At 69.4% G+C, this 21,980-nt stretch carries 23 protein-coding genes and 1 pseudogene; 14 read left to right on the top strand and 10 right to left on the bottom strand.

Features of this window, described 5'->3' with window-relative positions:
* Nucleotides 1–4 precede the first annotated feature (4 nt).
* The 3 genes from GZ67_RS0100485 to tet(42) are packed head-to-tail and all read right to left on the bottom strand — an operon-like array spanning nt 5 to nt 2,688.
* Nucleotides 5–376: a GntR family transcriptional regulator gene (locus tag GZ67_RS0100485; RefSeq protein ID WP_036302860.1), complete on the bottom strand. Its 372-nt coding sequence runs from the start codon at nt 374–376 to the stop codon at nt 5–7.
* A complete protein-coding gene (locus GZ67_RS0100480; RefSeq protein WP_029260890.1) occupies nt 373–1,329 on the bottom strand; it encodes a hypothetical protein in 957 nt (318 codons plus the stop codon). The genes GZ67_RS0100485 and GZ67_RS0100480 overlap by 4 nt, the downstream gene beginning before the upstream one ends.
* A 51-nt stretch (nt 1,330–1,380) precedes the next feature.
* Nucleotides 1,381–2,688 (bottom strand): tetracycline efflux MFS transporter Tet(42), encoded by a 1,308-nt coding sequence (gene tet(42), locus GZ67_RS0100475; RefSeq protein ID WP_231481648.1) that lies wholly within the window; start codon nt 2,686–2,688, stop codon nt 1,381–1,383.
* Between the two features lie 70 nt (nt 2,689–2,758).
* Here tet(42) and GZ67_RS0100470 point away from each other — a divergent pair, with 70 nt between their 5' ends.
* On the top strand, nt 2,759–3,373 hold the full coding sequence (locus GZ67_RS0100470) for a TetR/AcrR family transcriptional regulator (RefSeq protein ID WP_029260888.1): 615 nt from the start codon (nt 2,759–2,761) through the stop codon (nt 3,371–3,373).
* A gap of 60 nt (nt 3,374–3,433) precedes the next feature.
* Complete coding sequence (locus GZ67_RS0100465) at nt 3,434–4,750, top strand: Fic family protein (protein WP_029260887.1); 1,317 nt, start codon at nt 3,434–3,436, stop codon at nt 4,748–4,750.
* Here GZ67_RS0100465 and GZ67_RS21100 read toward each other — a convergent pair.
* Both GZ67_RS21100 and arfB read right to left on the bottom strand, forming a co-directional pair.
* Nucleotides 4,737–4,871 (bottom strand): hypothetical protein, encoded by a 135-nt coding sequence (locus tag GZ67_RS21100; RefSeq protein WP_269319677.1) that lies wholly within the window; start codon nt 4,869–4,871, stop codon nt 4,737–4,739. The two genes, GZ67_RS0100465 and GZ67_RS21100, sit on opposite strands and share 14 nt — an antisense overlap.
* A gap of 187 nt (nt 4,872–5,058) precedes the next feature.
* Nucleotides 5,059–5,499, bottom strand: a complete 441-nt coding sequence (arfB, locus tag GZ67_RS0100455) for an alternative ribosome rescue aminoacyl-tRNA hydrolase ArfB (RefSeq protein WP_029260886.1) — start codon at nt 5,497–5,499, stop codon at nt 5,059–5,061.
* A 118-nt stretch (nt 5,500–5,617) separates the two neighbouring features.
* Between arfB and GZ67_RS0100450 the strand changes: the two genes are divergently transcribed.
* The 8 genes from GZ67_RS0100450 to GZ67_RS0100415 all read left to right on the top strand — a co-directional run bounded on the left by GZ67_RS0100450 (nt 5,618) and on the right by GZ67_RS0100415 (nt 15,035).
* Nucleotides 5,618–6,460, top strand: coding sequence for a helix-turn-helix transcriptional regulator (locus GZ67_RS0100450; RefSeq protein WP_029260885.1), 843 nt, complete (start codon nt 5,618–5,620; stop codon nt 6,458–6,460).
* A gap of 167 nt (nt 6,461–6,627) precedes the next feature.
* Nucleotides 6,628–7,695 carry an ABC transporter substrate-binding protein gene (locus GZ67_RS0100445; RefSeq protein ID WP_029260884.1) on the top strand — a complete coding sequence of 356 codons (1,068 nt, stop codon included), beginning with the start codon at nt 6,628–6,630 and terminating at the stop codon, nt 7,693–7,695.
* A complete protein-coding gene (locus GZ67_RS0100440) occupies nt 7,692–8,777 on the top strand; it encodes a FecCD family ABC transporter permease (protein ID WP_081859831.1) in 1,086 nt (361 codons plus the stop codon). The genes GZ67_RS0100445 and GZ67_RS0100440 overlap by 4 nt, the downstream gene beginning before the upstream one ends.
* A complete protein-coding gene (locus tag GZ67_RS0100435) occupies nt 8,774–9,877 on the top strand; it encodes a FecCD family ABC transporter permease (protein WP_051662231.1) in 1,104 nt (367 codons plus the stop codon). Before GZ67_RS0100440 ends, GZ67_RS0100435 begins: the two co-directional genes overlap by 4 nt.
* 11 nt (nt 9,878–9,888) lie before the next feature.
* Nucleotides 9,889–10,677: an ABC transporter ATP-binding protein gene (locus tag GZ67_RS0100430; protein WP_036302858.1), complete on the top strand. Its 789-nt coding sequence runs from the start codon at nt 9,889–9,891 to the stop codon at nt 10,675–10,677.
* The gene (locus GZ67_RS0100425; RefSeq protein WP_136025913.1) at nt 10,674–12,308 is read left to right on the top strand and encodes an ABC transporter ATP-binding protein; all 1,635 of its coding nucleotides are present in this window, start codon (nt 10,674–10,676) and stop codon (nt 12,306–12,308) included. Before GZ67_RS0100430 ends, GZ67_RS0100425 begins: the two co-directional genes overlap by 4 nt.
* On the top strand, nt 12,301–14,148 hold the full coding sequence (locus GZ67_RS0100420; protein WP_168380807.1) for an ABC transporter ATP-binding protein: 1,848 nt from the start codon (nt 12,301–12,303) through the stop codon (nt 14,146–14,148). The genes GZ67_RS0100425 and GZ67_RS0100420 overlap by 8 nt, the downstream gene beginning before the upstream one ends.
* Nucleotides 14,145–15,035: a siderophore-interacting protein gene (locus GZ67_RS0100415; protein WP_029260878.1), complete on the top strand. Its 891-nt coding sequence runs from the start codon at nt 14,145–14,147 to the stop codon at nt 15,033–15,035. The genes GZ67_RS0100420 and GZ67_RS0100415 overlap by 4 nt, the downstream gene beginning before the upstream one ends.
* Nucleotides 15,036–15,187: 152 nt before the next feature.
* On the opposite strand, the gene GZ67_RS19980 is transcribed toward GZ67_RS0100415, so the two are convergent.
* Nucleotides 15,188–15,844, bottom strand: a complete 657-nt coding sequence (locus tag GZ67_RS19980) for an NYN domain-containing protein (RefSeq protein ID WP_081859830.1) — start codon at nt 15,842–15,844, stop codon at nt 15,188–15,190.
* 136 nt (nt 15,845–15,980) lie between these two features.
* On the opposite strand from GZ67_RS19980, the gene GZ67_RS0100405 reads away from it, so the two are divergent.
* Entirely contained in the window at nt 15,981–16,172 is a 192-nt protein-coding gene (locus GZ67_RS0100405) for a hypothetical protein (protein ID WP_029260876.1), read from the top strand.
* 33 nt (nt 16,173–16,205) lie between these two features.
* Here GZ67_RS0100405 and GZ67_RS20500 read toward each other — a convergent pair.
* Together GZ67_RS20500 and GZ67_RS0100400 are read right to left on the bottom strand one after the other, a co-directional pair.
* Nucleotides 16,206–16,281 (bottom strand): annotated as a pseudogene (locus tag GZ67_RS20500).
* 87 nt (nt 16,282–16,368) lie between these two features.
* The gene (locus GZ67_RS0100400) at nt 16,369–17,355 is read right to left on the bottom strand and encodes a helix-turn-helix transcriptional regulator (RefSeq protein WP_029260875.1); all 987 of its coding nucleotides are present in this window, start codon (nt 17,353–17,355) and stop codon (nt 16,369–16,371) included.
* 62 nt (nt 17,356–17,417) lie between these two features.
* Between GZ67_RS0100400 and GZ67_RS0100395 the strand changes: the two genes are divergently transcribed.
* Nucleotides 17,418–18,482 (top strand): ABC transporter ATP-binding protein, encoded by a 1,065-nt coding sequence (locus GZ67_RS0100395; protein ID WP_051662259.1) that lies wholly within the window; start codon nt 17,418–17,420, stop codon nt 18,480–18,482.
* Nucleotides 18,479–19,258, top strand: coding sequence for an ABC transporter permease (locus tag GZ67_RS0100390; protein ID WP_029260873.1), 780 nt, complete (start codon nt 18,479–18,481; stop codon nt 19,256–19,258). Before GZ67_RS0100395 ends, GZ67_RS0100390 begins: the two co-directional genes overlap by 4 nt.
* Before the next feature lie 129 nt (nt 19,259–19,387).
* Here GZ67_RS0100390 and GZ67_RS0100385 read toward each other — a convergent pair whose 3' ends face one another.
* Both GZ67_RS0100385 and GZ67_RS0100380 read right to left on the bottom strand, forming a co-directional pair.
* The gene (locus GZ67_RS0100385; RefSeq protein WP_029260872.1) at nt 19,388–20,383 is read right to left on the bottom strand and encodes an NADP-dependent oxidoreductase; all 996 of its coding nucleotides are present in this window, start codon (nt 20,381–20,383) and stop codon (nt 19,388–19,390) included.
* Nucleotides 20,384–20,392: 9 nt separating this feature from the next.
* Entirely contained in the window at nt 20,393–21,103 is a 711-nt protein-coding gene (locus tag GZ67_RS0100380; RefSeq protein ID WP_029260871.1) for an SDR family oxidoreductase, read from the bottom strand.
* 102 nt (nt 21,104–21,205) lie between these two features.
* Here GZ67_RS0100380 and GZ67_RS0100375 point away from each other — a divergent pair, with 102 nt between their 5' ends.
* Nucleotides 21,206–21,811 carry a TetR/AcrR family transcriptional regulator gene (locus GZ67_RS0100375; protein ID WP_029260870.1) on the top strand — a complete coding sequence of 202 codons (606 nt, stop codon included), beginning with the start codon at nt 21,206–21,208 and terminating at the stop codon, nt 21,809–21,811.
* Nucleotides 21,812–21,980: the final 169 nt, after the last annotated feature.

Here is a 21,980-nt window from a genome sequence, read left to right as displayed (position 1 = left end):
CGGCTCAGTGCGCCGCGGGCGTCTGGGGGTGTAGTGCGAGCCAGGCGGTCCGGACGGCGCTGAGCGCCTGGTCGAGGTCGAGATCGCCGATGGTGCTCACATAGCGCTTCGCCGCACGCTGAACCTCTGGAGGATGTGCTTTCCCCGGCGCGACTCGGGTTCCTCGAGTTCTGCTGGTTTCGATGAGACCTTCGGATTCGAGGGTCGCGTAGGCCTTCGCCACCGTCCCGGCCGCGACGCGCAGATCGGCGGCGAGTTGGCGTATGGAGGGCAGTCTCTGGCCGTCGGCGAGGTCCCCGGAGCGGATCAGGTCGGTGATCTGCCCGCGGATCTGCTCGAAGGGGACGACGCTGCTCTGCGGATCGAAGATGATCATCGAGGCAGTCCCGCAGGCGCGGTCTCGGCGTTCCGCGGACCGGCCGGTGCTCCGGCGGCGAGCGCCGCGTCCGGGAGCGTGAAGGCCCAGAGCGTGGCGAGCGTGAGGACGACGATGCTGCCGATCATCAGGACGAGTCCCGCTCCCGCGAGCGTCTGACCGAGCACGTCCCAGATCGGGGGGACGCCTTCGAAATAGGTGTTGTGCATCGCCGACCCCGATTGGAGGGCGGTACCGCCGAACTGGAGCAGGAGCATCGCGCCGCCGACGGCGAGGATGATCCGATTGGTCGCCCGCCGCCAGCCGGCATCCACGTCGGCGCGCTCGCGCTGGGGCAGTGCGGGTGTGGAGCTGACGCGCCAGAGTGCGAGGAACGTGGCTGCCACGAGGACCACCGTCGCCACGAGAAGAGGAACACCATAGAACCAGCCGGGATAGGGGCTGCTGGAGCTGGCGGAGTCCGCGGTCTGGAAGGCGATGGTCCGGTAGCGGCCCGATCCGTCCGGACTCGACGTCACCCCCGTGAAGATGAGGAACGCGACCTGGAGGATCACGGCCGCCGCGAGCAGGCCCGTCCCCACCGGGGGCACGAACGACAGGGGTGTCCGGGGCGCCAGGGATGCTTCGCGTGCGGCGCCGGAGGCGACCACGACCGCACGAGGCGGGGTGGCGGAGTAGAGAAGCAGGCCCGCCGAGCCGCCCAGGGCAGGGGCGAGAGCGATCGGAAGTCCCGCCAACGACTGCAGGAAGGACCCCGCCAGGAAGAGGGCGACGATCACGACGCCGGAGAAGACGACGGCGATCACCGCCCGCCGCCTGGCCGCGTCGAGAAGCGACTGGACTGATGCCGCCAGCGGCTCCGTACGCCGTGGACGGCCACGGACGACCAACCACACGACGGCGACCACCGCCGCGACGCAAACGATGTATCCGACAAGCGCGATCCCCGCCATGGTTCTGCCTCCGTGTATCACTCAGGTGATACAGAGTCTGCCCGTGGTGTATCAATCTGTCAACACACCAGCCGACGGCTCACGCGACGCGACGGACTCCCGCGGGGCATCCGCGCCCGCACCGCCAGGACGCTTGGCGGTGTTCGCGATGTGAGCGCGGCTGACCACGACCACGGCGACGATCATGATCGCGACGCCCAGCCAGTACGGGGCGGCGGGGCTGACCAGTGCGTAGAGCGCGCCCGCGATGAGCGGGGCCGCCGTGCCCATGGCCGCGTTCAGCGACTGCGTCGCCCCGCCGAGCCAGCCCTGTTCGTCGTCGCCGACGGCGTTCGACATGGCGCCGTCCATCGCGGCCTGCGAAGCACCCTGGCCGGCGGCGAGCATGAGGGCGCCGACGATGAACACCCACGGCTGGGCGAAGATCGACGCCACGATGGCGAGGGCTGCGAGGCCGATCATCTGCGCAACGATGCCGCTCACGATCACACCGCGCTCCCCGATGCGCGGGAGCAGGATGCCGAGCAGCACGCCCTGGATGAGGATGTCGATGATGCCGACCGCCGCGGTCAGGAGTCCGATCTGCGTCGGCCCCCACTGGATCGAGTCGAGCGCCAGCACGCTGAAGTTGTTCACGAAGAAGCCGAACGGCAGGGCGAGCAGGCCGAAGCCGATCATGAGCCCGCGCAGCTCCTTGCGGCCGAAAGCCTCCTTGAAGACCGCGAACGGCTGCACGTCACGGAGCTTGATCGTGGCGATGCGGTTCCCGGGCTTCAGGCTCTCGGGAAGCAGGAAGATGCTGAGGATCGCGATCGTGAGGGCGACGGCGGCAGTGAGGAAGACGGGGAGCTGAAGACTCACCGTGGCCAGGAGTCCGCCGATCGCCGGGCCGATCATGGTCCCGATGCCGGACAGCGCACCGAGGAGGCCGAAGCGCTTGGCCCGCTGCTCTGGCGGGGTGATGTCGGCAAGGTAGGCGAAGAGGGCGGGGAGGTCGCCGGCCGTCAGGCCCTGGATGACCCGGGCCAGGACGAGGACCCAGATCGCACCGCCGAAGCCGAACAGCGCCATCGAGAAGGCGGCACCGAACGCGGCGACGATGATCACGGGCCGACGGCCGAACCGGTCGGAGAGACGGCCGAGGAACGGTGCGGCCAGGAAGGCGCACAGTCCGTTGATCGCCTCGAGCACGCCCACCCAGATGGCGAGGTCGCTCTCGTGCGAGACGTACTGCAGCACGACGAACGGAAGTACGGGCAGGACGACCGTCATTCCGATGACAGTCAGCATCGTCAGCACGATGAGCATGATCCACGCGCGGTTCTGTTCCCGGCGCGTGAGGGTGTTATGTGAAGTCATACCGAAAGTGTAGCGATACCAGTTTTGGTGTCAAGCCAGTTTTGTGGTCAGTTCACGATAAGGTGAGGACATGACGACCCCAGAGCCCCTCGGGCGCCGCGAACGGAAGAAGGCCGCGACCCGCAAGGCGATCTCCGACGTCGCGACGATGATGTTCCTCGAGCGCGGCTTCGACAACGTGAGCATCCGCGAGGTCGCCGACGCCGCCGACGTCTCCCCCACCACCGTCTTCGCGCACTTCCCGCAGAAGGAAGCCCTCGTCTTCGACGAGGACGACGAGCAGCGCGACCGCCTCGTCTCCACCGTCCGAGACCGGCCGACGGGCACCACGATCAACCGTGCGATCCACGACTTCTATACGGCGGAACTCCGCGCGAACGTCGACGAACACGGCAACGACGTCACCCGCGTGTTCCTGCGCTTCCTCAACGAGACGCCGGCACTGCGCGACTACGCGGCGAAGATGTGGCTCCGGCACGAAGACGCGCTCGCCGACGCCATCGCCGAAGAACTCGGTCTCGCCGAACCGATCGCCGAGATCCGCGTCTACGCCCGGTTCGTGCTGCAGATGCAGCTGCTCGTCAACGACAGCGACGACCCCCTCGGCACCCTGGACGCAGGATTCCGGCTGCTCGACAGCGGCTGGGCGCCGATCGAAGCCAAGATCACCGAATCCCGGGCTTGATTAACTTTAGATGCGCTAAAGTTAATCAAGCGACACGGTCGCCCACCTTAGGAGGTGACCATGGCACGTTTCGTCGAACGCCTGTGGAACCCGGCAGAGTACGGTCAGCTGAGTCGACGCGACCGCGCCGCCGGCCACTACCGCGCCTACATCCCCGATGAGCTCGGGTCTGCGCTCCCCCAGATCGGGCCCGAGGCCCAGGCTGCTGCGGAAGACGCCCTCACTGTGCTCGCACGCGCCGACGAGCGCATCAGATCCCGATCCTCTTACCTGAACCACCTGCTCATCCGGTCGGAGAGCATTTCGTCATCATGGATCGAAGGCAACCGCATCACACCCAAGCGCCTCGCGGTGGCCGAGCTCCTCCATCACGGCCCGCGCGTCGTGCTCGATGTGATCGCCAACGTCCGCGCAACCGAAGATGCGATCGACACCCTCGCCGACCACCGTCGCGCGATCGTCATCTCCGACATCGAAGACCTGCAACACGTGATCGAGCCTTCCCTCGAGCGCGGGCTCCGGACCGAGCAGAACTGGGTCGGGGGAGCCGGCTGGAGCCCCCTCCGCGCCGAGTTCGTTCCGCCGCCCGAGTCCGAGGTCGAACGGCTGGTGTCCGACCTCGCCGGATTCCTCACCGAGACCTCAGGCAATGCCGTGGTCCGTGCCGCCATCGCCCATGCCCAGTTCGAGACGATCCACCCTTTCATCGACGGCAACGGGCGCACCGGGCGGGCGCTCATCCACACGGTACTGCGACGTGCGGATGCCGTGCGCCATGCACTGATCCCGATCAGTACCGTCTTCGCCGCCGATACGGATTCATACATCGCCGGCCTCTCGGCCTTCCGAGCGGACCCTCCGCGCCTCGACGAATGGGTGCTCGGCTTCGCGAGGGCGACTGAGATCGCCGCCACCAACGCGGTGCGCCTCGCGGATGACATCGCCTCGCTGGACGCACAGATCAAGGCCGACTTCATCACCTACCGCCGCGCGCAAGGCCTCGCGCCTGCCGTGCCGAGACGCGACTCCGTGGCCCTCCGCATCCTGGAGCACCTTGCGGCCGAGCCGGTCCTGACGCTCGATTCGGTCGCCGAGCGCCACGGCGTCTCGACCACGGCCGCCCATCGAGCCCTCACGCTGCTGGCCGACGCCGACATCCTGTCCCGCACCAAGGACCAGCGCGGACGGCTCGTGTGCTGGACCGCCGATCGCCACCTGGCCCTCGTCGCGCTCACCGAACGCAGCAACCGCGTCGGCGGGCCTGATACTGCGGCGCGGACTCCGAGATCAGGACCACCCCTGCCAGACGTCGACCGCCTCGGACCGCTGCGCGCGGAGCCGATCGACGGCGACGAGACCGCGATCAGGCGACAGTGACCGAGGCCGAGGCGTAGTCCGGGAGCTCGATCGCCTCGGACTTGTCGAGCATCCGCGCGACGATCTGCCGCATCGGCCAGTGGTGCATGAGCCGAGCGGTGAACACCCGCATCCGGAGCATGAATCGACCGCGCGGAAGGAAGCCGTCCACACCACCGGGTGCCAGCGTGTGGCAGTCGCGACGTAGGGGCGCATGATCTCCTCGTAGCGGGCGAAGGCCGCGGCATGATCTCCGGCCGCACGCCCGAGCTCGCCGGCCAGCACATACGCGCCGCTCGACGGCATCGGGAGCTGGCTGCCGCGCTGACTCAGTCGTCGCGAGGTCGGCGGCGCAGGCTCTTGACGTCGGTGCGTCGCTGCTTGGCTTTGAGGCGACGCTCCTTCGACCCGCGACTCGGCTTGGTCGCACGACGCGGGGGCGCCGGCGGGCGCAGCGCCTCGGCTACCAGCGCGACCAGCCGGTCGCGCGCGGCGTCGCGGTTGCGCAGCTGCGCACGATGCTCGGATGCCGCGATCGTCAGCACCCCGTCGACCAGACGGCCGCTCAGCCGATCGAGGAGCCGCTCGCGCTGATACGGCGTGAGCGCAGTGGAGTTCGCCGCGTCCCAGACGAGTTCCGCACGCGAGTCGGCGGTGTTCACGCCCTGCCCTCCCGGACCCGACGACCGCGAGAAGCGCCACGACAGCTCGGCCTCGGGGATCGTGAGACCCGACGAGACCCGCAGACCGGGGCGATGGGCGGAAGGCATGTCTCCATCATCGGGCCTCACGCAGCCTCCCGCTGCAGCCCGGCTAGCATTGCGGGGTACGGCGAGCCGCGCGGCATCCGCTCCACGGCTGCACGCGCGGCCCTCACGCGGAGCGCGAATGAACTCATACCGGCAGGACGACTGGGCGGCGAGCCCCTCGTTTCCGTCGACCGTGGCAGAGCCCTATCTCATGGGCACGGGTGTCGTCACGGCCGAGGACACCGGCTCCCGCCCACTCTCCCCTCCGCACAGTCATGCCGATCCGATGCTGGCCTGGTGCTACCGCGGCACGGTCTGGGTGCACCTGCAGGACGCGCGGTGGCGCCTGGCCCCGGGGCAGGGAGTGTGGATCCCCGCGAACACCCCGCACACCGCCCATCACGAGCCCGATTCCACCGGCTGCTACACGTACATCCCGGACTCCGCCCTGATCGCCCCGATCGACGACATCACCCGCGTGCTGGTGCCGCGGGCGGTGCAGGAGATGCTCCTCCACCTCGGCATCAACGACATGCCCACCGACCTGCGCGTACGCATCCAGTCGGTGCTCATCGAGATGCTGCAGCAGCCGCTGCCCGAAGCCGCGAGCGAATGGGGCGAGGTACCGATGCCCGCCGACGAGCGCGTCGCCGCACTGGTGCAGGCCGTACTCGCCGACCCCGGCGATCCGCGACGTTCCGTCGAGCTGTTCCTCGCGCACGGGCTCCACGAACGCACGGTCCTGCGCATCTTCCAGAACGACGTCGGCATGAGCTTCGGCCGGTGGCGCACGGGAGTCCGGATGACCCTGGGGGCGCGCCTGATCGTCGACGGCACCCCCATCGGCGCCGCCGCGCATCGCTGCGGCTACGCGACCACGAGCGCATTCTCCGCAGCTTTCAAGGAACGGTTCGGGCTCACTCCCCGTCAGCACGTCGCACGTGTGCAGGCCGACGCGGCACATCAGCTCTACTGGCGGTGACGGCCGTAGCCGCACCGACCGCCATTGTCGGATCCGCGACACAACTCGTCGCTCCGGCGACACTGAGCGAGTCATCCGCGTTCTAACATCGTCCTGTTAGGGCATGCTTACCTAACTTCTCGCCGCGTTGACGCGGCACACCCCTCCCCCCTTCCCGAAGGAGAACCATGTCGCTCGCTTCTGCGCGCCCGAAGATCCGCCGAGGCTCTGCCCTCGTCGCCGCGGCCCTCGCCGCCGTCCTCACCCTGGCGGGGTGCACGGCATCCGGTGAAGCCGCCGAATCCGCAGCCACGTCGGCCGCCGTCGACGGGGTGGTCATCGAGCATGGCCACGGGGAGACCGTGATCCCCGAGAAGCCGCAGCGCGTGGTCGCCCTCGGCTGGATGACGCCTGACATCGTCGCGGCCCTCGGCACCAACCCGGTCGGCATCGAAGAGGTCTGGGGCGCCGACGAGAGCGGCTACCAGCCCTGGTTCGAGGAGTACGTCACCGAGGAATACGGCGAGACCCCCGAGATCGTCCCCTTCGTCGAGGACGGCCCGAACTACGAGGCCATCAAGGAACTCAAGCCCGACCTCATCCTGAGCCTCTACTCGGGCGTCACCGACATCGAGTACGAGCGCCTGAGCGAGATCGCTCCGACGGTGCCGTACATCGAGGGGCCGTGGAACCCGGGCACCTGGGAGGGCATGACCCGCACGGTCGGCAAGGCCCTGTCGGAGGAGACGAAGGCCGAGGAGCTGATCGCCGAGACCGAGGAGCAGATCACCACCCTCTCCGGAGAGCACCCCGAGTTCCAGGACAAGACCTTCGTCTGGGGCCTGACCCTGAACGAGGGCGGCACCGACCTCGGCGTCTACCTCGAGTACGACCCGCGCGTGCGCATCACCGAGGCGCTGGGCTTCACCTCCACCTCGGCGATGGACAGCTTCCTCGCGAGCGCCGAGGGCGACAACTGGTACACCGGCGTCAGCCTCGAGAACCTCTACGACGTGCAGGCCGACCTGTTCGCAGCCTGGGGCGGCAGCGCGGATGAGGGGAAGTACACGGTCGAGAACAAGGTCGTCTCCCGTTGGGAGCCGATCGCCGACGGGTCGTACGTGATCTACGCGAACGACGCCGAGGCCTCCGCGATCAGCGCACCGACCGTGCTGTCGCTGAAGTACATCCTCCCGAAGTACGTCGACGACCTCGCAGCCGCACTGCAGGGCGAGCCGACCATCGACGGGAAGTGACCCGCGAGATGTCCCTGGCGACGCAAGACGACACGGACGTCTCGAACACAGGTGCGGGGAGTCGCAGCGACGACTCCCCGCACCGCAACGGGACGCTGGTGCTGGGACTCATCGTCTCCACCGTGGTGCTGGTGGTCGCCGTCATCGCCTCGCTCGCGATCGGCAGCCGCGCGATCGACCCCCTCACCGTGCTGCAGTCCCTCTTCTCCTACGACGACGAGAACCCGCTGCACCTGATGGTCATGGAACTGCGGGTGCCGCGCACGCTGCTCGGCATCGTCGTCGGTGCCGCCCTCGCCGTGTGCGGCGGACTCATCCAGGCCTTCACCCGCAACCCGCTGGCCGACCCCGGCATCCTCGGAGTCAACGCCGGCGCCTCCTTCGCCGTCACCTTCGCGGTCGGCGTGCTCGGCCTGACGGCACCCGGCGCCTACGTGCCGTTCGCCCTCGCGGGCGCCGTCGTCCTGACGGTGCTCGTCTACGTGCTCGGCTCGTTCGGGGCGTCGGGTGCGACCCCCATGAAGCTCACGCTCGCCGGAGTCGCCCTCGGCGCGGCCTTCACCGGATTCACCACCGCGATCGTGCTGCGCGACCTCGGCACCCTCCAGGTCATGCGGTTCTGGGGTGTCGGCTCGATCGGCGGACGCACCCTCGACCAGCTCGCGTGGGCGGCACCACTGATCGCGATCGGTCTGCTGATCGGTCTCCTGTGCGCGCGCTCGCTGAACGCCCTCGCCCTGGGCGATGACCTCGCGCAGGCGCTCGGCGCACGCGTGCGCGTGACGCGGATCCTCGTCATCATCGCCGTCACCCTGCTGGCGGGAACCAGCGTCGCCGCTGCCGGCCCCATCGCCTTCGTCGGGCTCATGATCCCGCACATCGTCCGCTGGTTCACCGGTCCCGATCAGCGCTGGGTGCTGACCTACTCGATGGTCATCGGCCCGGCGTTCCTGCTGTTCGCCGACATCCTCGGCCGCATCGTGCTCCCGAACGGGGAGATGCGCGTCGGGATCGTGACCGCTCTGCTCGGCGCCCCGATCCTGATCATCCTCGTGCGCCGGAAGCGGGTGAGCGGACTGTGAGCATCGACCAGAAGCCCGTCGCCCTGCCCGCCATCGACTCTTCGCACACCGAGTTCGCCCCGGTCGATCACGGGCGTCGCCTGATCCGGATCGAGACCCGGCGCATCGCCGCCCTCATCCCGGTGCGCTCCGTCATCGTCAGCGTCGTGCTCGTCATCGTCATCGTCGGAACCGGCCTGGCCTCGATGACCATCGGCGCCTACGAGGTCGACTTCCCCGCAGTCCTGCGCGCCATCGTCGATCCGGCATCCGACCCCGACATCCGCCAGGTGGTCTTCGAGTGGCGCCTGCCGCGCGTGCTCTTCGCGGTGCTGTGCGGAGCAGCGCTGGCCCTCGCCGGCGGGATCTTCCAGTCCCTCACGCGCAACCCGCTCGGCTCCCCCGACATCATCGGCTTCGGGATCGGAGCCCAGTTCGGCGTGACGCTCGTGATGATCGTGCTCGAGCTGAACACCTACATGATCAAGGCGGCGGGAGCCCTCGTCGGCGGTCTGCTCACCGCGCTGCTCGTCTACGTGCTGGCCAACAAGAACACGATGTCGTCGTTCCGCCTCATCATCGTCGGCATCGGCGTCTCGGCCGGCCTCGGGTCGCTCACCTCGTGGATCCTCATCTCGGTCAGCGTCGAGAAGGCGATGATGGCCGCGACCTGGGGCGCGGGCTCGCTCGCCTCGCTCGGCTTCGACCAGCTGATCCCGGCGGCGATCGTGTTCGCGATCGTGACCGTGCTCTCCCTCCCCCTCGCCCGCACGCTGCCGGTGCTGGAGATGGGCGACGACGCGGCCACCGCGCTCGGCATCAGCCCGGGGCGCACCCGCCTCGCGGCCATGATCTTCGGCGTGGCCCTGGTCGCTCTCGTCACCGCCGCCGCCGGCCCCATCTCGTTCATCGCCCTCGCGGCCCCGCAGATCTCGCAGCGGCTCACCCGCTCGAACACCCCGATGGGCACGATGCCCGTGATGCTGACCGGCGCAGCCCTCGTCGTGGTGTCGGATGCCGTCGCCCAGCTCGTCGCCGTACCGGTCGGCGTGGTGACGGTCTCGGTCGGCGGCATCTATCTCGCCTGGCTGCTGGCCGCCCAGTACGCGCGCCGCACCTGAAAGGAACACCCATGACCGCTTCGCTGCTGGCCCGCGACATCACGCTGGGCTACGGAGAGACCCCCATCATCTCCGACCTGTCGCTCGAGGTCCCCGACGGCTCGTTCACGATCATCATCGGACCGAACGCGTGCGGAAAGTCGACCCTGCTGCGCGGGTTCGCCCGCCTGCTGCGCCCGACGACCGGAGCGGTGCTCCTCGACGGTGACGAGCTGCGCTCGCTCAAGCCGAAGGAGGCCGCCCGCAAGCTCGGCCTGCTGCCGCAGTCGTCCATCGCCCCCGACGGCATCACCGTCGCCGACCTCGTCGGGCGCGGACGCTTCCCGCACCAGAGCGCCATGCGCACCTGGAGCAGCGCCGACGAGCGCGCAGTGTCCGAGGCCATGGCCGCGACCGGGGTCACCGACCTGTCGCGACGCCTGGTCGATGAGCTCTCGGGCGGGCAGCGGCAGCGGGTCTGGGTGGCGATGGCCCTCGCCCAGCAGACGAAGCACCTGCTGCTCGACGAGCCGATGACGTTCCTCGACATCGCGCACCAGATCGACCTGATGGAGCTGTTCGCCGACCTGCACCGCGACGGCACGACGCTCGTCGCCGTGCTGCACGACCTCAACCATGCCGCCCGCTACGCGACGCACCTCGTGGCGATGCGTGACGGCGCCATCGTGGCGCAGGGCGACCCGCGCGAGATCATCACCGCCGAGCTCGTCCAGGCCGTGTACGACCTGCCCTGCAAGGTCATCACGGACCCGGTGTCGTGCACCCCGCTGGTGCTGCCGCTCGGACGGCGGACGCCGTGACGTCCACTCCGCGAAGGCTGTTCGGGATCGCACTGAAGTCCGAGGGGCGCGGCATCGCCCTCGCCGGGGCTACCGCGCTGCTCATCGTGCACTCCCTCGCCGAGGCGACCATCCCTGTCCTCATCGGGGCGACGATCGACCGCGCCGTGCTGCCCGCCGACCCCGCAGCCCTCGCGCTCTGGCTCGGCGTGCTGGTCGGCACGTTCCTCGTGTTGACCGCGAGCTACCAGGCGGCCTCCCGACTCATGGTCTCGATCTACGGCTACGGCGAGCAGGCGCTGCGCCACCTCGCCCTGTCGCGGATGCTGCGCCCCCGGCTCTCCCGTCGCGCGGTCACTCCGGGCGAAGCACTCACGTTCGTCACTTCCGACACCTACCGCGTGGCCGGAGTCGCCTGGTCGGTCGCGCAGCAGTGCTCGACGATCGCCGCGATCATCGGGGCAGGTCTCGCGATGCTCGTGATCTCGCCCGTCGCGACGCTCGTGGTGTTCGGCTCGACCATCGCGATGATGTTCGTGATGCAGGTGGTCTCGCGCCCGTTGGAGCGTCGCGGCTTCGCCGAGCAGCACGCCGCGACCGAGGCCGGGGCGGTCGCAGCCGACTTCATGAGCGGCTTCCGGGTGCTCGTGGGAATCGGTGCGCGCGAAGAGGCCGTGCGGCGGTACATCGCGGCGAGCGACACCTCCCGCCGTGCCGCGACGGCCGCCGGAAGATCGCTCGCCTCGTACGAAGCGGTGAGCGGCACCCTGGCCGCGGTCGCGACGACGGCCCTCGCCGGCATGTCTGCGTGGTTCGCGGCGGAGGGCCGCATCAGCATCGGCGAACTGGTGACCGTGCTCGGACTCGCCCAGTTCATCAGCGGGTATCTCGCGTACGCGGGCTCGTTCCCGAGCAACTGGATCCACAAGCTCGCCTCGGCCAAGCGCCTCGCCGAGGTGATCGACGCCGAGGATCTGCTCGACCCGCCCGCCGCGTCTTCCCCGACAGAGCCGGCCGGCGATGTCGTGCTGGCTTTCCGCGCCGGCTCGGGATCCCCGCTCGTGGAGGTGCGCGAGCGTGAGGTGCTCGGCATCCGTCCCGCCGACAGCGACGCGGCCCGCGCGCTCTCCCGCCTGCTCGGGCTGCGCTCGCGCGCCGAGCCCGGGCTGGTGTCGGTCGCCGTCGACGGCGGACTCCGTGATCTGACCACCCTCGACCCCGTCGAGTACCGCCGTCGGGTCGTCGCCCCGCCACACGAGCAGACGATCGTGAGCGGGTCTCTGCGCGAGGCCGTGCGCGGCCACGGGGCGGACGGACCCGCGCATCCGCCGTTCATCGAGATGGCAGCACTGCACGACACCGTGGCGCAGGTGGGCGGCTGGGAATCGCAGGTCGGCGAGGCCGGTCGACGGCTCTCGGGCGGACAGCGCCAGCGCATCGGGATCGCCCGCGCCCTGCACGCGGAGGCCGACGTGCTGGTGCTCGACGAGCCGACCTCGGCCGTCGATGCCCTCACCGAGGCGCACATCGCCCACGCCCTCGCCGCGCACGAGGAGACCGTGATCGTGATCACCACCTCCCCCGTGCTGCTCGACGCCTGCGACCGGGTCATCGACCTCCCCTCTCCCGGATCGGATGCTCCCCATGAGTGACACGACCCCGACCGCCGCTCTGCTGCCCATCGCCTCCGGGGCCCGTGTTCGGGCCGTCGTCGGCGGGCTGCTGCGGCAGCATCCGGGCCGGGTCGCCGCCGTCGCCGCGCTCTTCCTCGCGGCATCCGCTCTAGGGATCGTGATGCCCGCATGCCTCGGCCGGATCGTGGATGCGGTCGCGTCGGATGCCGGCTTCGCGACCATCTCCGGCTGGGTGGCCGGAGCGGGCCTCGGCGCGATCGGCGCGACCGTGATGATGCTGTGGGCCGTGCGCGTGCTCACCGGCCTGGTGCAGCACATGCTCGCCACCCTGCGCGAAGACGTGTTCGCCTCGGCGATGCGGTTGCCGGTCGGCGAGGTCGACGATGGCGAGAGCGCCGACCTGCTCTCCCGCGTCACCGGAGACGTGGATGCCGTGGCCGAGGCCGGCGGCAACGTCGCCCCGACGCTCCTGTCGGCGAGCTTCGCGATCGGGGTCTCGGTGGTCGCGCTGACCGCCCTCGACCCGTGGCTCGCCCTCGCCGGAATCGCCTCGGCACCGTTCTATGTGCTCGGTACTCGGGCCTTCCTCCGCAGGTCGCGCGTGGTGTTCCGCGAGGTACGGGTGCGCGAGGCCGCGCGCAGTCAGGCCGTGCTCGACGCGGTCGAGGGCATCGAGACGCTCACCGCCTTCAACGAGCAGGAACCCGCGCTCGAGCGGGTCCGTGAGCGCGCCGAAGCATCGATCCACATGCAGATCGAGGGCGTGCGGGTGACGAACCGGCTGTTCCGGTGGATCAACGGCGGCGAGCTCGTCGGGCTGGCTGCGATCCTCGGCACCGGGTTCCTCCTGCAGTCGGCAGGCGCGATCACGGTGGGAGCCGTCACCACGGCCGCGTTGCTGTTCCACCGCTTGTTCGGCCCGGTCGGGCAGCTGATCTTCGGGCTCAACGACATCCAGCGTGCGGCGATCGGGCTCGCGCGACTCGTCGGGGTCATCGACCTCGCGCCCGCCTCGGCCCCACGGGACGAGGAGACGGATGCGGCACCACGGGCATCGGTCGGCATCGAGGTGCGGGACCTGACCTTCCACTATCCGACCACCGGTCGCGGCATCAGCGATGTGAACTTGCGGGTCGACCAGGGCACCACGGCGGCGCTGGTCGGCACCTCGGGGTCGGGCAAGAGCACGCTCGCGCGTGTGATCGCCGGGCATCATCCGCCGACCTCGGGCAGCGTGCACCTCGCGTCGAGCGCGGAGGCCCCGTACTACTTGTCGCAGGAGCTTCATCACTTCCGGGGCACGATCGCCGACAACCTGCGGCTGGTCGCCCCCGAGGCGAGCGACGACGAGATCGTCGCCGCATTGCGGGCGGTCGGCGCGGAGTGGGCGGTCGAGGCGATGGTCCTCGAGCGGGACGGCGGTGCCGCATCCGCGTCCGCCGTGCCGCTCGACGAGGGACGCATCCAGCAGCTCGCGGTCGCGCGGGCGTTCCTCGCCGACCCCGACGTCGTGATCCTCGATGAGGCCACCGCCGACGTCGGTCTCCATCACCGCGAAGCCGTGGAACACGCGATCGCGGCGCTGCGCAAGGGCCGCACCGCCGTGCTCATCGCGCACCGGCTGCAGCAGGCCGTCACCGCCGAGCAGATCGTCGTGTTCGCCGACGGCAGGCCGACGCAGCGCGGCACGCACGACGAGCTCATCGCCACGGCGGGTCTCTACCGCGACTCCTGGCTCGCCCAGACCCGCAGCGCTCCCCATCCGCACACCCCCACCGGCCACATCCCCACCGGCCACATCCCCACCGGCCACACCCCTGCCGGCCAGACCCCCACCACAGAGACGGAGACTCCGTGAGCATCCACCGCGGCATCGTCATCAGCACCACCACCCTCACTCCGACCCTGGTCCGGGTCACGCTCGGCGGCGACGGCATCACCGACTTCCTCAGCACCGGCATCGGCGACGAGTACGTGCGGGTGTTCTTCCCGCACGGCGAGGACCCGAAGGATGTCTCGCTTCCCGTGCCCGCGGGCGACTGGTGGGAGACGCCAGAGGGCGCGCCGGAAGCCCCGATGCGCACGTACACGATCAGCGGTGTGCGTCCGGATGCCGGCGAACTCGACATCGACTTCGTGATCCATGAGGCGGGCGTCGCGGGGCCGTGGGCGGCGCGCGCGGAACCGGGGCACGTGCTCGGCCTGAACTCCCCGACCGGCCTGTACTCACCGCCGGAAGACATCACATGGCAGGTGCTCGTCGCCGACCTCACCGGGCTTCCCGCCGTGGCGCGCATCATCGCCGAGGTGCCGTCGGGCGTGCGCACCCGGGTCGTGCTCGAGGTGCCGAGCGAGGCGGACCGTGTGCCGCTCGAGGTCGGCCCCGACGTCGAGGTCACCTGGGTGGTCGGCGGCAACGGCCACGGCCCCAGCGCGCTCGGCCCGCTCGTGCGCGGCATCGTCGACGACCGGCTCCCCCTCGACGAGGGGTACGTGTGGGTGGCCGGCGAGACCGTGGCGCTGCGCGACGTGCGCAAGTACCTGCGCAAGGAGCTCGGCCTGCCCGCGACCCGCTTCAAGGTCGTCGGTTACTGGACCCCCGTCGCCGCCTGGGACGAGAAGTTCTCCGCGCTCCCCGACTCGGTGCAGAAGGAGTTGGATGCGATCTGGGCCGATGCCGAGGGCGACGAGCCCGAAGATGTGCAGGTGCGCTTCGAGGAACGGCTGGATCAGTTGGGGTTGTAGAGGGGGCAGGTGCACACTGACGAGACCAGCGTTCCCTGCGATGCGGACAAACCTGAGCAGTTACGCCGCTGCTGAGGTATCCTTGACTCATAACCACCCGGATGTTTCGACTACCGGGCGCGGCCCTCCGAGAGATCGGAGGGCCTGCTTTTTTAGGGCCAGGTCGATGGCTTCCGAATGGTCTTCCCGTCAACACCGATGAGTTCGGTCGGGAACTGTGACGCAGACAACGTTCCCCGCCGAATCTGGCGCACGGTCTCAAGACCCACGCAGTCGAACGCTTTGTTGTACATTCCGCTCGCTACAGACACGAGTGCTAATGCGTGCCCTCGTTCGCTGAGCATACGAACGGGAGCCACCAGGTCAGAGTCATTCGTGATCACGGCGTATGAGTCGGCGACCATCTCGAACGCATCAATGATCAGATGCGAGGCGAGCGCGACGTCGCTGCCCTTCTCTTCTGGGCGCTTCACCTTCACCGTGACCACCTTCCTCGACGCGTCCAGCTCCTCGGGCGACTTCGGCAGGTACTGGCGGTTGAACCGGAACGTTCCCTCGATGATGTCGACACCTACCGTGCGCAGGGCTCGCCAATACACCTGCTGGCGCTGTCCGACGCCTGGATCGTTCGTTTGCGGCTTGAGCTGCGCCGTGAAGAACTTGACGCCGACCACCTCTCGATGTGGGAAGAGCCTCTGGGAAAGGGAATTCAGATCCAGCCACTTGTGCTCGGGGAACCTGCGCTGAAGCAGCCCCTTGTAGAGCGCGAAACCATCGACGTAGACCTGCACAGTTCGTCGCGTTCGCATCCTCCGATGCTAAGCATGACCTCGCCCGGAGAACCGTTCTCCACCGATATGCAACAGGCCGCTCGGCGTGTCGTCCGCTCGCCACGAGGACGGATCCCCGGTCGACATCGACGCACCCGACTGACAGGCTGGAAGGATGCGAGGCAACGGCACCAGCACCGGCATCCACTGGGGGCTGCTCGCCTTCGGCGCCCTCTTCGGGCTGACCTGCGCGGTGCTGATCCTCACCGAGGTGCTGAGCCCGACCCTGTGGTTCACCGTCGTCGCAATGGCCTGCGTGGTGCTGTCTCAGGCGCTCACGATCCGTTCGAAGCGACGGAACCGCTGACGGTTCCGGCTGGCGGCTCTGACTGACTTGATTTGGACGCGACGGCGGGAGTCGAACCCGCAACGCCGTCAGATATGAGCTGAGGCCCGGGACCGCCCGGATCGCCGCGATGGGAATGACGTTACCCGGCCGTGATCTGACCCGCCAGGACCGTTGCCTGGGATAACCCTATGAGTCTGAGGATGACGGATGCCGGTCACTCGGCGTCATCCGGCTCCGGGGCGTCGAGGGCGCGCAGCAGCCGGGCGACAGCCTCGCGCAGCTCGCTCCGGTGCGGTTCGGCGAGCGCCACCGCGTACTCGACACCCTCGGGGATCCACAGCAGTGCATACATCGCCTCGCGCCAGTCCGAGCCTCCGAACGGCCACCGCGTGCGGTCGTCGCCCACCGCCGTCGCTCCCTGCGACCAGGGACCGAAGCGCTCCTGCATCTCGGCGAGCGGCAGCTCCATCACCGCGGCTGCCTCGACCTTCTGCGGCGACCACGACGAGGCGATCAGCACGCGCTCCTCGATCTCCTCCTCGGTGATGTCACGGCGGGCGAACAGCACGCGGGTGTGCTCGACGGCAGCGATGCGGTCGACGCGGAACGTGCGCCAGTCCTCGCGGTCGAGGTCCCAACAGAGCAGGAACCACTTGCGACCGGCCGGCGCCAGGGCGTGCGGCTCGACCCGGCGCACGCTCTCGCGCCCTTCGCCATCCACGTACCGCAGCCGCAGCCGCTCGGTGTCGCGGGTGGCGAGTGCTATCTCCCCCAGCACCTCGGGCGAGACGACCGGACCGTCTCCGATGCGCGGTGCCTGCACCGATGCGGCGAGCGCGTTGACCCGCTGGCGCAGCGCCGACGGCAGCACCTGCTCGAGCTTGGCCAGGGCGGTGAGCGTGACCTCGGGTCCACCGACGAGCTGCTGGGTGGCGGCGACCCGTAGCCCGATGGCCATCGTGACGGCTTCGTCGTCGTTGAGCAGCAGCGGCGGCACCGCGCTCCCGGCCTCGAGTCGGTAGCCTCCGGCGATGCCCGGCGTCGATTCCACGCGGTACCCGAGCTCGCGCAGACGGTCGACGTCGCGGCGCACGGTGCGCTCGGTCACGCCCAGCCGGGTGGCGAGCTCGGTCCCCGGCCAGTGCCGGTGCGTCTGCAGCAGGTTGAGCAGAGCCAATGCACGCGAGGTGGTGTCGGTCATGCGTCTCAGATTGCCAGATGATGCGGACAGGATCTGTCCGCATGGGTTTCTACGCTCTCCCCATGAACGAATCCCTCATCGAGACCGAAGGCCTGACCAAGGTCTTCACCGTCAAGAAGACGCCGGTGCATGCCGTGACCGACGTCTCCTTCACCGCCGTGCGCGGCGAGCTCGTCGCCTTCCTCGGCCCGAACGGCGCCGGCAAGTCGACCACCCTGCGGATGCTGACCACCCTCATCCCGCCCACCTCGGGGAGCGCACGCGTCGTCGGCCACGACATCCGCACGGATGCCGCCGGGGTGCGCGCCCGCATCGGCTACGTCGGCCAGCTCACCAGCGGAAGCTTCTCGCAGCGGGTGCGCGACGAACTGCTGAGCCAGGGCGCCTTCTACGGGATGACGCGGAGGGACAGCGCGAAGCGGGCCGACGAGCTGATCGAGTCGCTCGACCTCACCTCCTTCGCGACGCGGACCGTGCAGCAGCTCAGCGGCGGGCAGAAGCGCCGACTCGACATCGCGCTCGGGCTCATGCATGCGCCGCCGCTGATCTTCCTCGACGAGCCTTCCACCGGACTCGACCCGCAGAGCCGGGCGAACCTGTGGGAGCACATCCTCGACCTGCGCACGCAGCACGGCACCACGGTCTTCCTCACCACGCACTACCTGGAAGAGGCCGACCGCTACGCCGAGCGCGTGATGGTCATGGATAAGGGGCGCATCATCGCCGACGACGACGCCGCCTCCCTCAAGGCGACGCTGGCCGGCGACGTGCTCACCTTCGGGTTCGCGGATGCTGCCGAAGCGGCGAGCGCCCGCGCCGTGGTCGCCCGCCTCAGCAGCGCCGAGGTCACGGTCGAGGGCGAGTCCATCTCGCTCGCGGTGCAGGACGGCGACCGACTGCTGCCGGTGATCGTGCGCGAGCTCGACGCCGCCGGCATCCTCGTCCGCCGCGCGACCGGCGTCCCGCCCACGCTCGACGACGTGTTCCTCGCCCTCACCGGCCGCACACTGCGTGACGCCGGCGAAGGAACGGATGCCGCGGGCGAAGCATCCGATTCCGCCGACACCAGCACGACCTCCGCGAACAGCACGACCGCTGCGAACAGCACGACAGGAGTCCTCTCATGACCGCCACCGACACGCTCGTGCGCCCGAACCTCGCGCGCGACACCCGCAACGTGCTGACGCGCGAGCTCAAGCCCGTGGTCCGCGATCCGTTCACCTTGATCTTCAGCCTGCTGCAGCCGCTCGTCTTCCTCGGTCTGTTCGCTCCGCTGCTGATCGGCGACTCGGGGCAGCCGGCCGGCGAGACCCTGGCCTGGTTCGTGCCGGGCGTGCTCGTGATGATCGTGCTGTTCGGCACCGGTGCCACCGGTTCGAACCTGCAGTACGAGATGATGACCGGCTCGCACGAGCGCACCCTGGTCGCCCCGCTCGCCCGCTCCTCGCTGCTGGTCGGGCGAGCGCTCAAGGAGATCGCGCCGATCGTGGTGCAGGCGCTCGTGATCGTACTGATCGCCTGGCCGTTCGGCTTCGCGGCCGACATCCCCGGGCTGCTCATCGGGCTGGCGCTGTTGGCCGTGTTCGGTGTGGGACTCGGCTCGCTGTCGTATTCGCTGGCACTGGCGACGAAGGACCGGGAGTGGCTGTTCTGGGGAGTGCAGCAGTCGCTGATCTTCCCGCTGCTGATCCTGTCGGGGATGCTGCTGCCGCTCGACGATGCTCCGGAGTGGATGCGGGCCGTCGCATCGGTCAACCCGGTGAACTGGGTCGTGCAGGCCGAGCGGGCGCTGTTCGCCGGAGACCTCGGCGACATGACCGTGCTGTGGGGCTGGGTGTCCGCACTCGCGGTCGCGGTGGTCGGACTGATCGTCGGGGTGCGCGCCATCCGCCGCAGCAACTGACCCGGCCCGACGGTGCGCCGCCGCCTGGATGCGAAAACCCAGACGCAGCGGCGCACCGTCGGCGTGTCCACCCGCGACGCGCCGGCGGCAGCACGGTGCGTCTGGGTTTCGGCTGCCGACTCCGAGGGTTCAGTCGTTCGTGACCACGACCTTGCCCCGGCTCACCCCGGCGACGAGGTCGGCGAGGGCCTCGGGCAGACGGTCGAACGGGTACGTCTTCGCGACGACGGGGCGGATCGCGCCGCTGTCGACGAGCGCCGTGATCTCGCGCAGCTGGTCGCCGTCCGCATGCATGAAGAGGAACTCGTACCGCACGCCGAGCTTCTTCGCCTGCCGCCGAACCTTGCGGCTGAGCGCCGCGACGGCCAGCCGCACGACGAGGTTCAACCCCTGGGCACGGGCGAACGCGGGGTCGGGCGGTCCCGATATCCCGACGACCAACCCACCCGGCTTCAGCACCCGCAGCGACTTCTCGAGGTTCTCGCCGCCGAGGCTGTCCAGCACGAAGTCGTAGCCCGACAGCTCCTCGGCGAAGCCCTGCCGACGGTAGTCGATCACGACGTCGGCACCGAGCTCACGGACGAAGTCCGCGTTCGCCGCACTGGCCGTCGTGGCGACCGTGGCTCCGAGGTGCGCGGCGAGCTGGATCGCGATGGATCCGACCCCACCGGCGCCGGCGTGGATGAGCACCTTCTGCCCCGCCGTGACCCCGCCGCGCTCGACCAGGGCCTGCCAGGCCGTGAGGGCGACGAGCGGGAGCGACCCGGCCTCGGCCATCGAGAGACCGGCGGGCACGGGGGCGAGATCTTTCTCGGAGACGGCAATCCGCTCGGCGAACGTCCCGATGCGGGCGGCGTCGGGACGGGCGTACACGCGGTCGCCGGGCCGGATTCCGTCGACGAGCCGGCCCACGCGGATTACCGTCCCCGCCACGTCGTTGCCGAGGACCAGGGGCAGGTCATAGGGCAGGATCTGCGCGAACTCCCCCTGGCGGATCTTCTCGTCCAGCTGGTTGAGCCCCGCGGCCTCCACCCGCACGAGGACGTCTCGGTCACCGACTTCGGGTTCGGCGACCTCCCGCTCCTCGAGCGGCTGCTTGTACTTGTCGACGACGAATGCACGCATGACGGCTCCTCAGGCGCTCGCCCGCAGCTGCGGGTAGACCGCTTCGAGCGGAGCGCTCAGCCCGGCCTTGACCTGCACCGAGATCTCATCCGCGAGCACCTCATACTCGTCGCGTTCGGTCGCGTCCAGCACGGCCCGGACGAGGTCGGCCGGATCGGTCTTGGGGTCGGTGACGTGCTCGGCCATTGCGGTGTCGACGTAGCCGACGTGCACCCCCACGACGTGCACCCCCGCCGGAGCGAGCTCGAGGCGGAGCGAGTTCGTCGCCGACCACAGCGCCGCCTTGGTCGCGCTGTAGATCCCGCCGACGGCGTACCAGGCGAGGGCGGAGTGGATGTCGATGATCGCGGCCCCGGGGCGCCCGGCGAGAAGCGGTGCGTAGGCGCGCGCGAGGAAGAGCGGCCCGAGGAAGTTCGTTTCCACGTTCCGACGGATGTCCTCGTCGGAGTGGGTGAGGATTCCCGCGGTCGGCACCGAGGCGCCCGCGTTGTTGATCAGCACCGTCACGTCGGGCGCCGCGTCGACGGCGGCACGGATCGACGCGGCATCCGTCACATCGAGGGCGAGAGGGACGACGCGCTCGTCGTCCCAGGTGCGCGGGGTGCGGGCGCTGGCGTAGACCTTGGCGGCTCCGCGCGCGAGCGCCTGGTGGACGAACTGCGTGCCAATGCCTCCGTTCGCTCCGGTGACGAGGACGACGGCTCCGTGGAGTGAAGGCATGGACTGCTCTCTTCTTTGCGATGATGAGTGATAGTTGAGCGTGCGCATAAGCGACTCTCGTCATAACTGAGCGTAATCAGTTTCTATTCCCGGAGGAAAAGCATGTCGACGTCCGCTTCGAACGCCCTCGGTCGTCGCGAGCGCAACAAGCAGCAGAAACTCGAACGGATCACGGCCGCGGCGGCGGAGCTCTTCGCCGAGCACGGCATCGACGATGTCACGACCCAGCAGATCGCCGAGCGGGCCGATGTCGGCACCGGCACCCTGTTCCTCTACGCGAAGACCAAGGGCGAGCTGCTGCTGCTCGTGCAGAACGCGCACTATGCCGTCGCCCTCGAGAAGGGCATCGCTGCGGCCGAAGCGACTCCCGATGCGCGCGCGGCGATCTTCGCACTGTTGCGACCGATCGTCGAGTGCAACCGCGTTCAGGTCGAGAACGGACGCACCTACCTGCGCGAGATGGTGTTCGCCGAACCCTCTGACGGGCACCATGCCGAAGCGCTCCGCATCGTGGGCGAGACCGAGGACGCCGTGGCGTCGATCCTCCGCCGCGACCCGAAGACGAGCGAGGAACGTGCCGCCGCCCTCGCCCGTATCGTGTCCGCCATCATGTTCCTCACCCTGACGGCGAGCACGAACGTCGGCCTGACCGTCGACGAGCTCGTCGACGACATCGACCGTCAGATCGTCGCCCTCCTCGGGCGCTGAGACCGCCGATTCAGCGCCGGAGGGAGTCGTCGAACGGGTTCGGCTCGAGCGTGTAGTCCGTCGACGCATCGGACCAGGTGCCTCCGCCGGACGGCGCCCGGCGCGCGCGGACCGCGGCCATCGCGCGAGTCGCAGGAGAACCCACCGCAAGCGCGACCGCGCCCTGCAC

Source organism: Microbacterium sp. Cr-K20 (assembly GCF_000708325.1).
Classification (GTDB): Bacteria; Actinomycetota; Actinomycetes; order Actinomycetales; family Microbacteriaceae; genus Microbacterium.
Note: the sequence above shows the minus strand (reverse complement) of the source record. Positions and strands in the feature narration are given on the sequence as shown.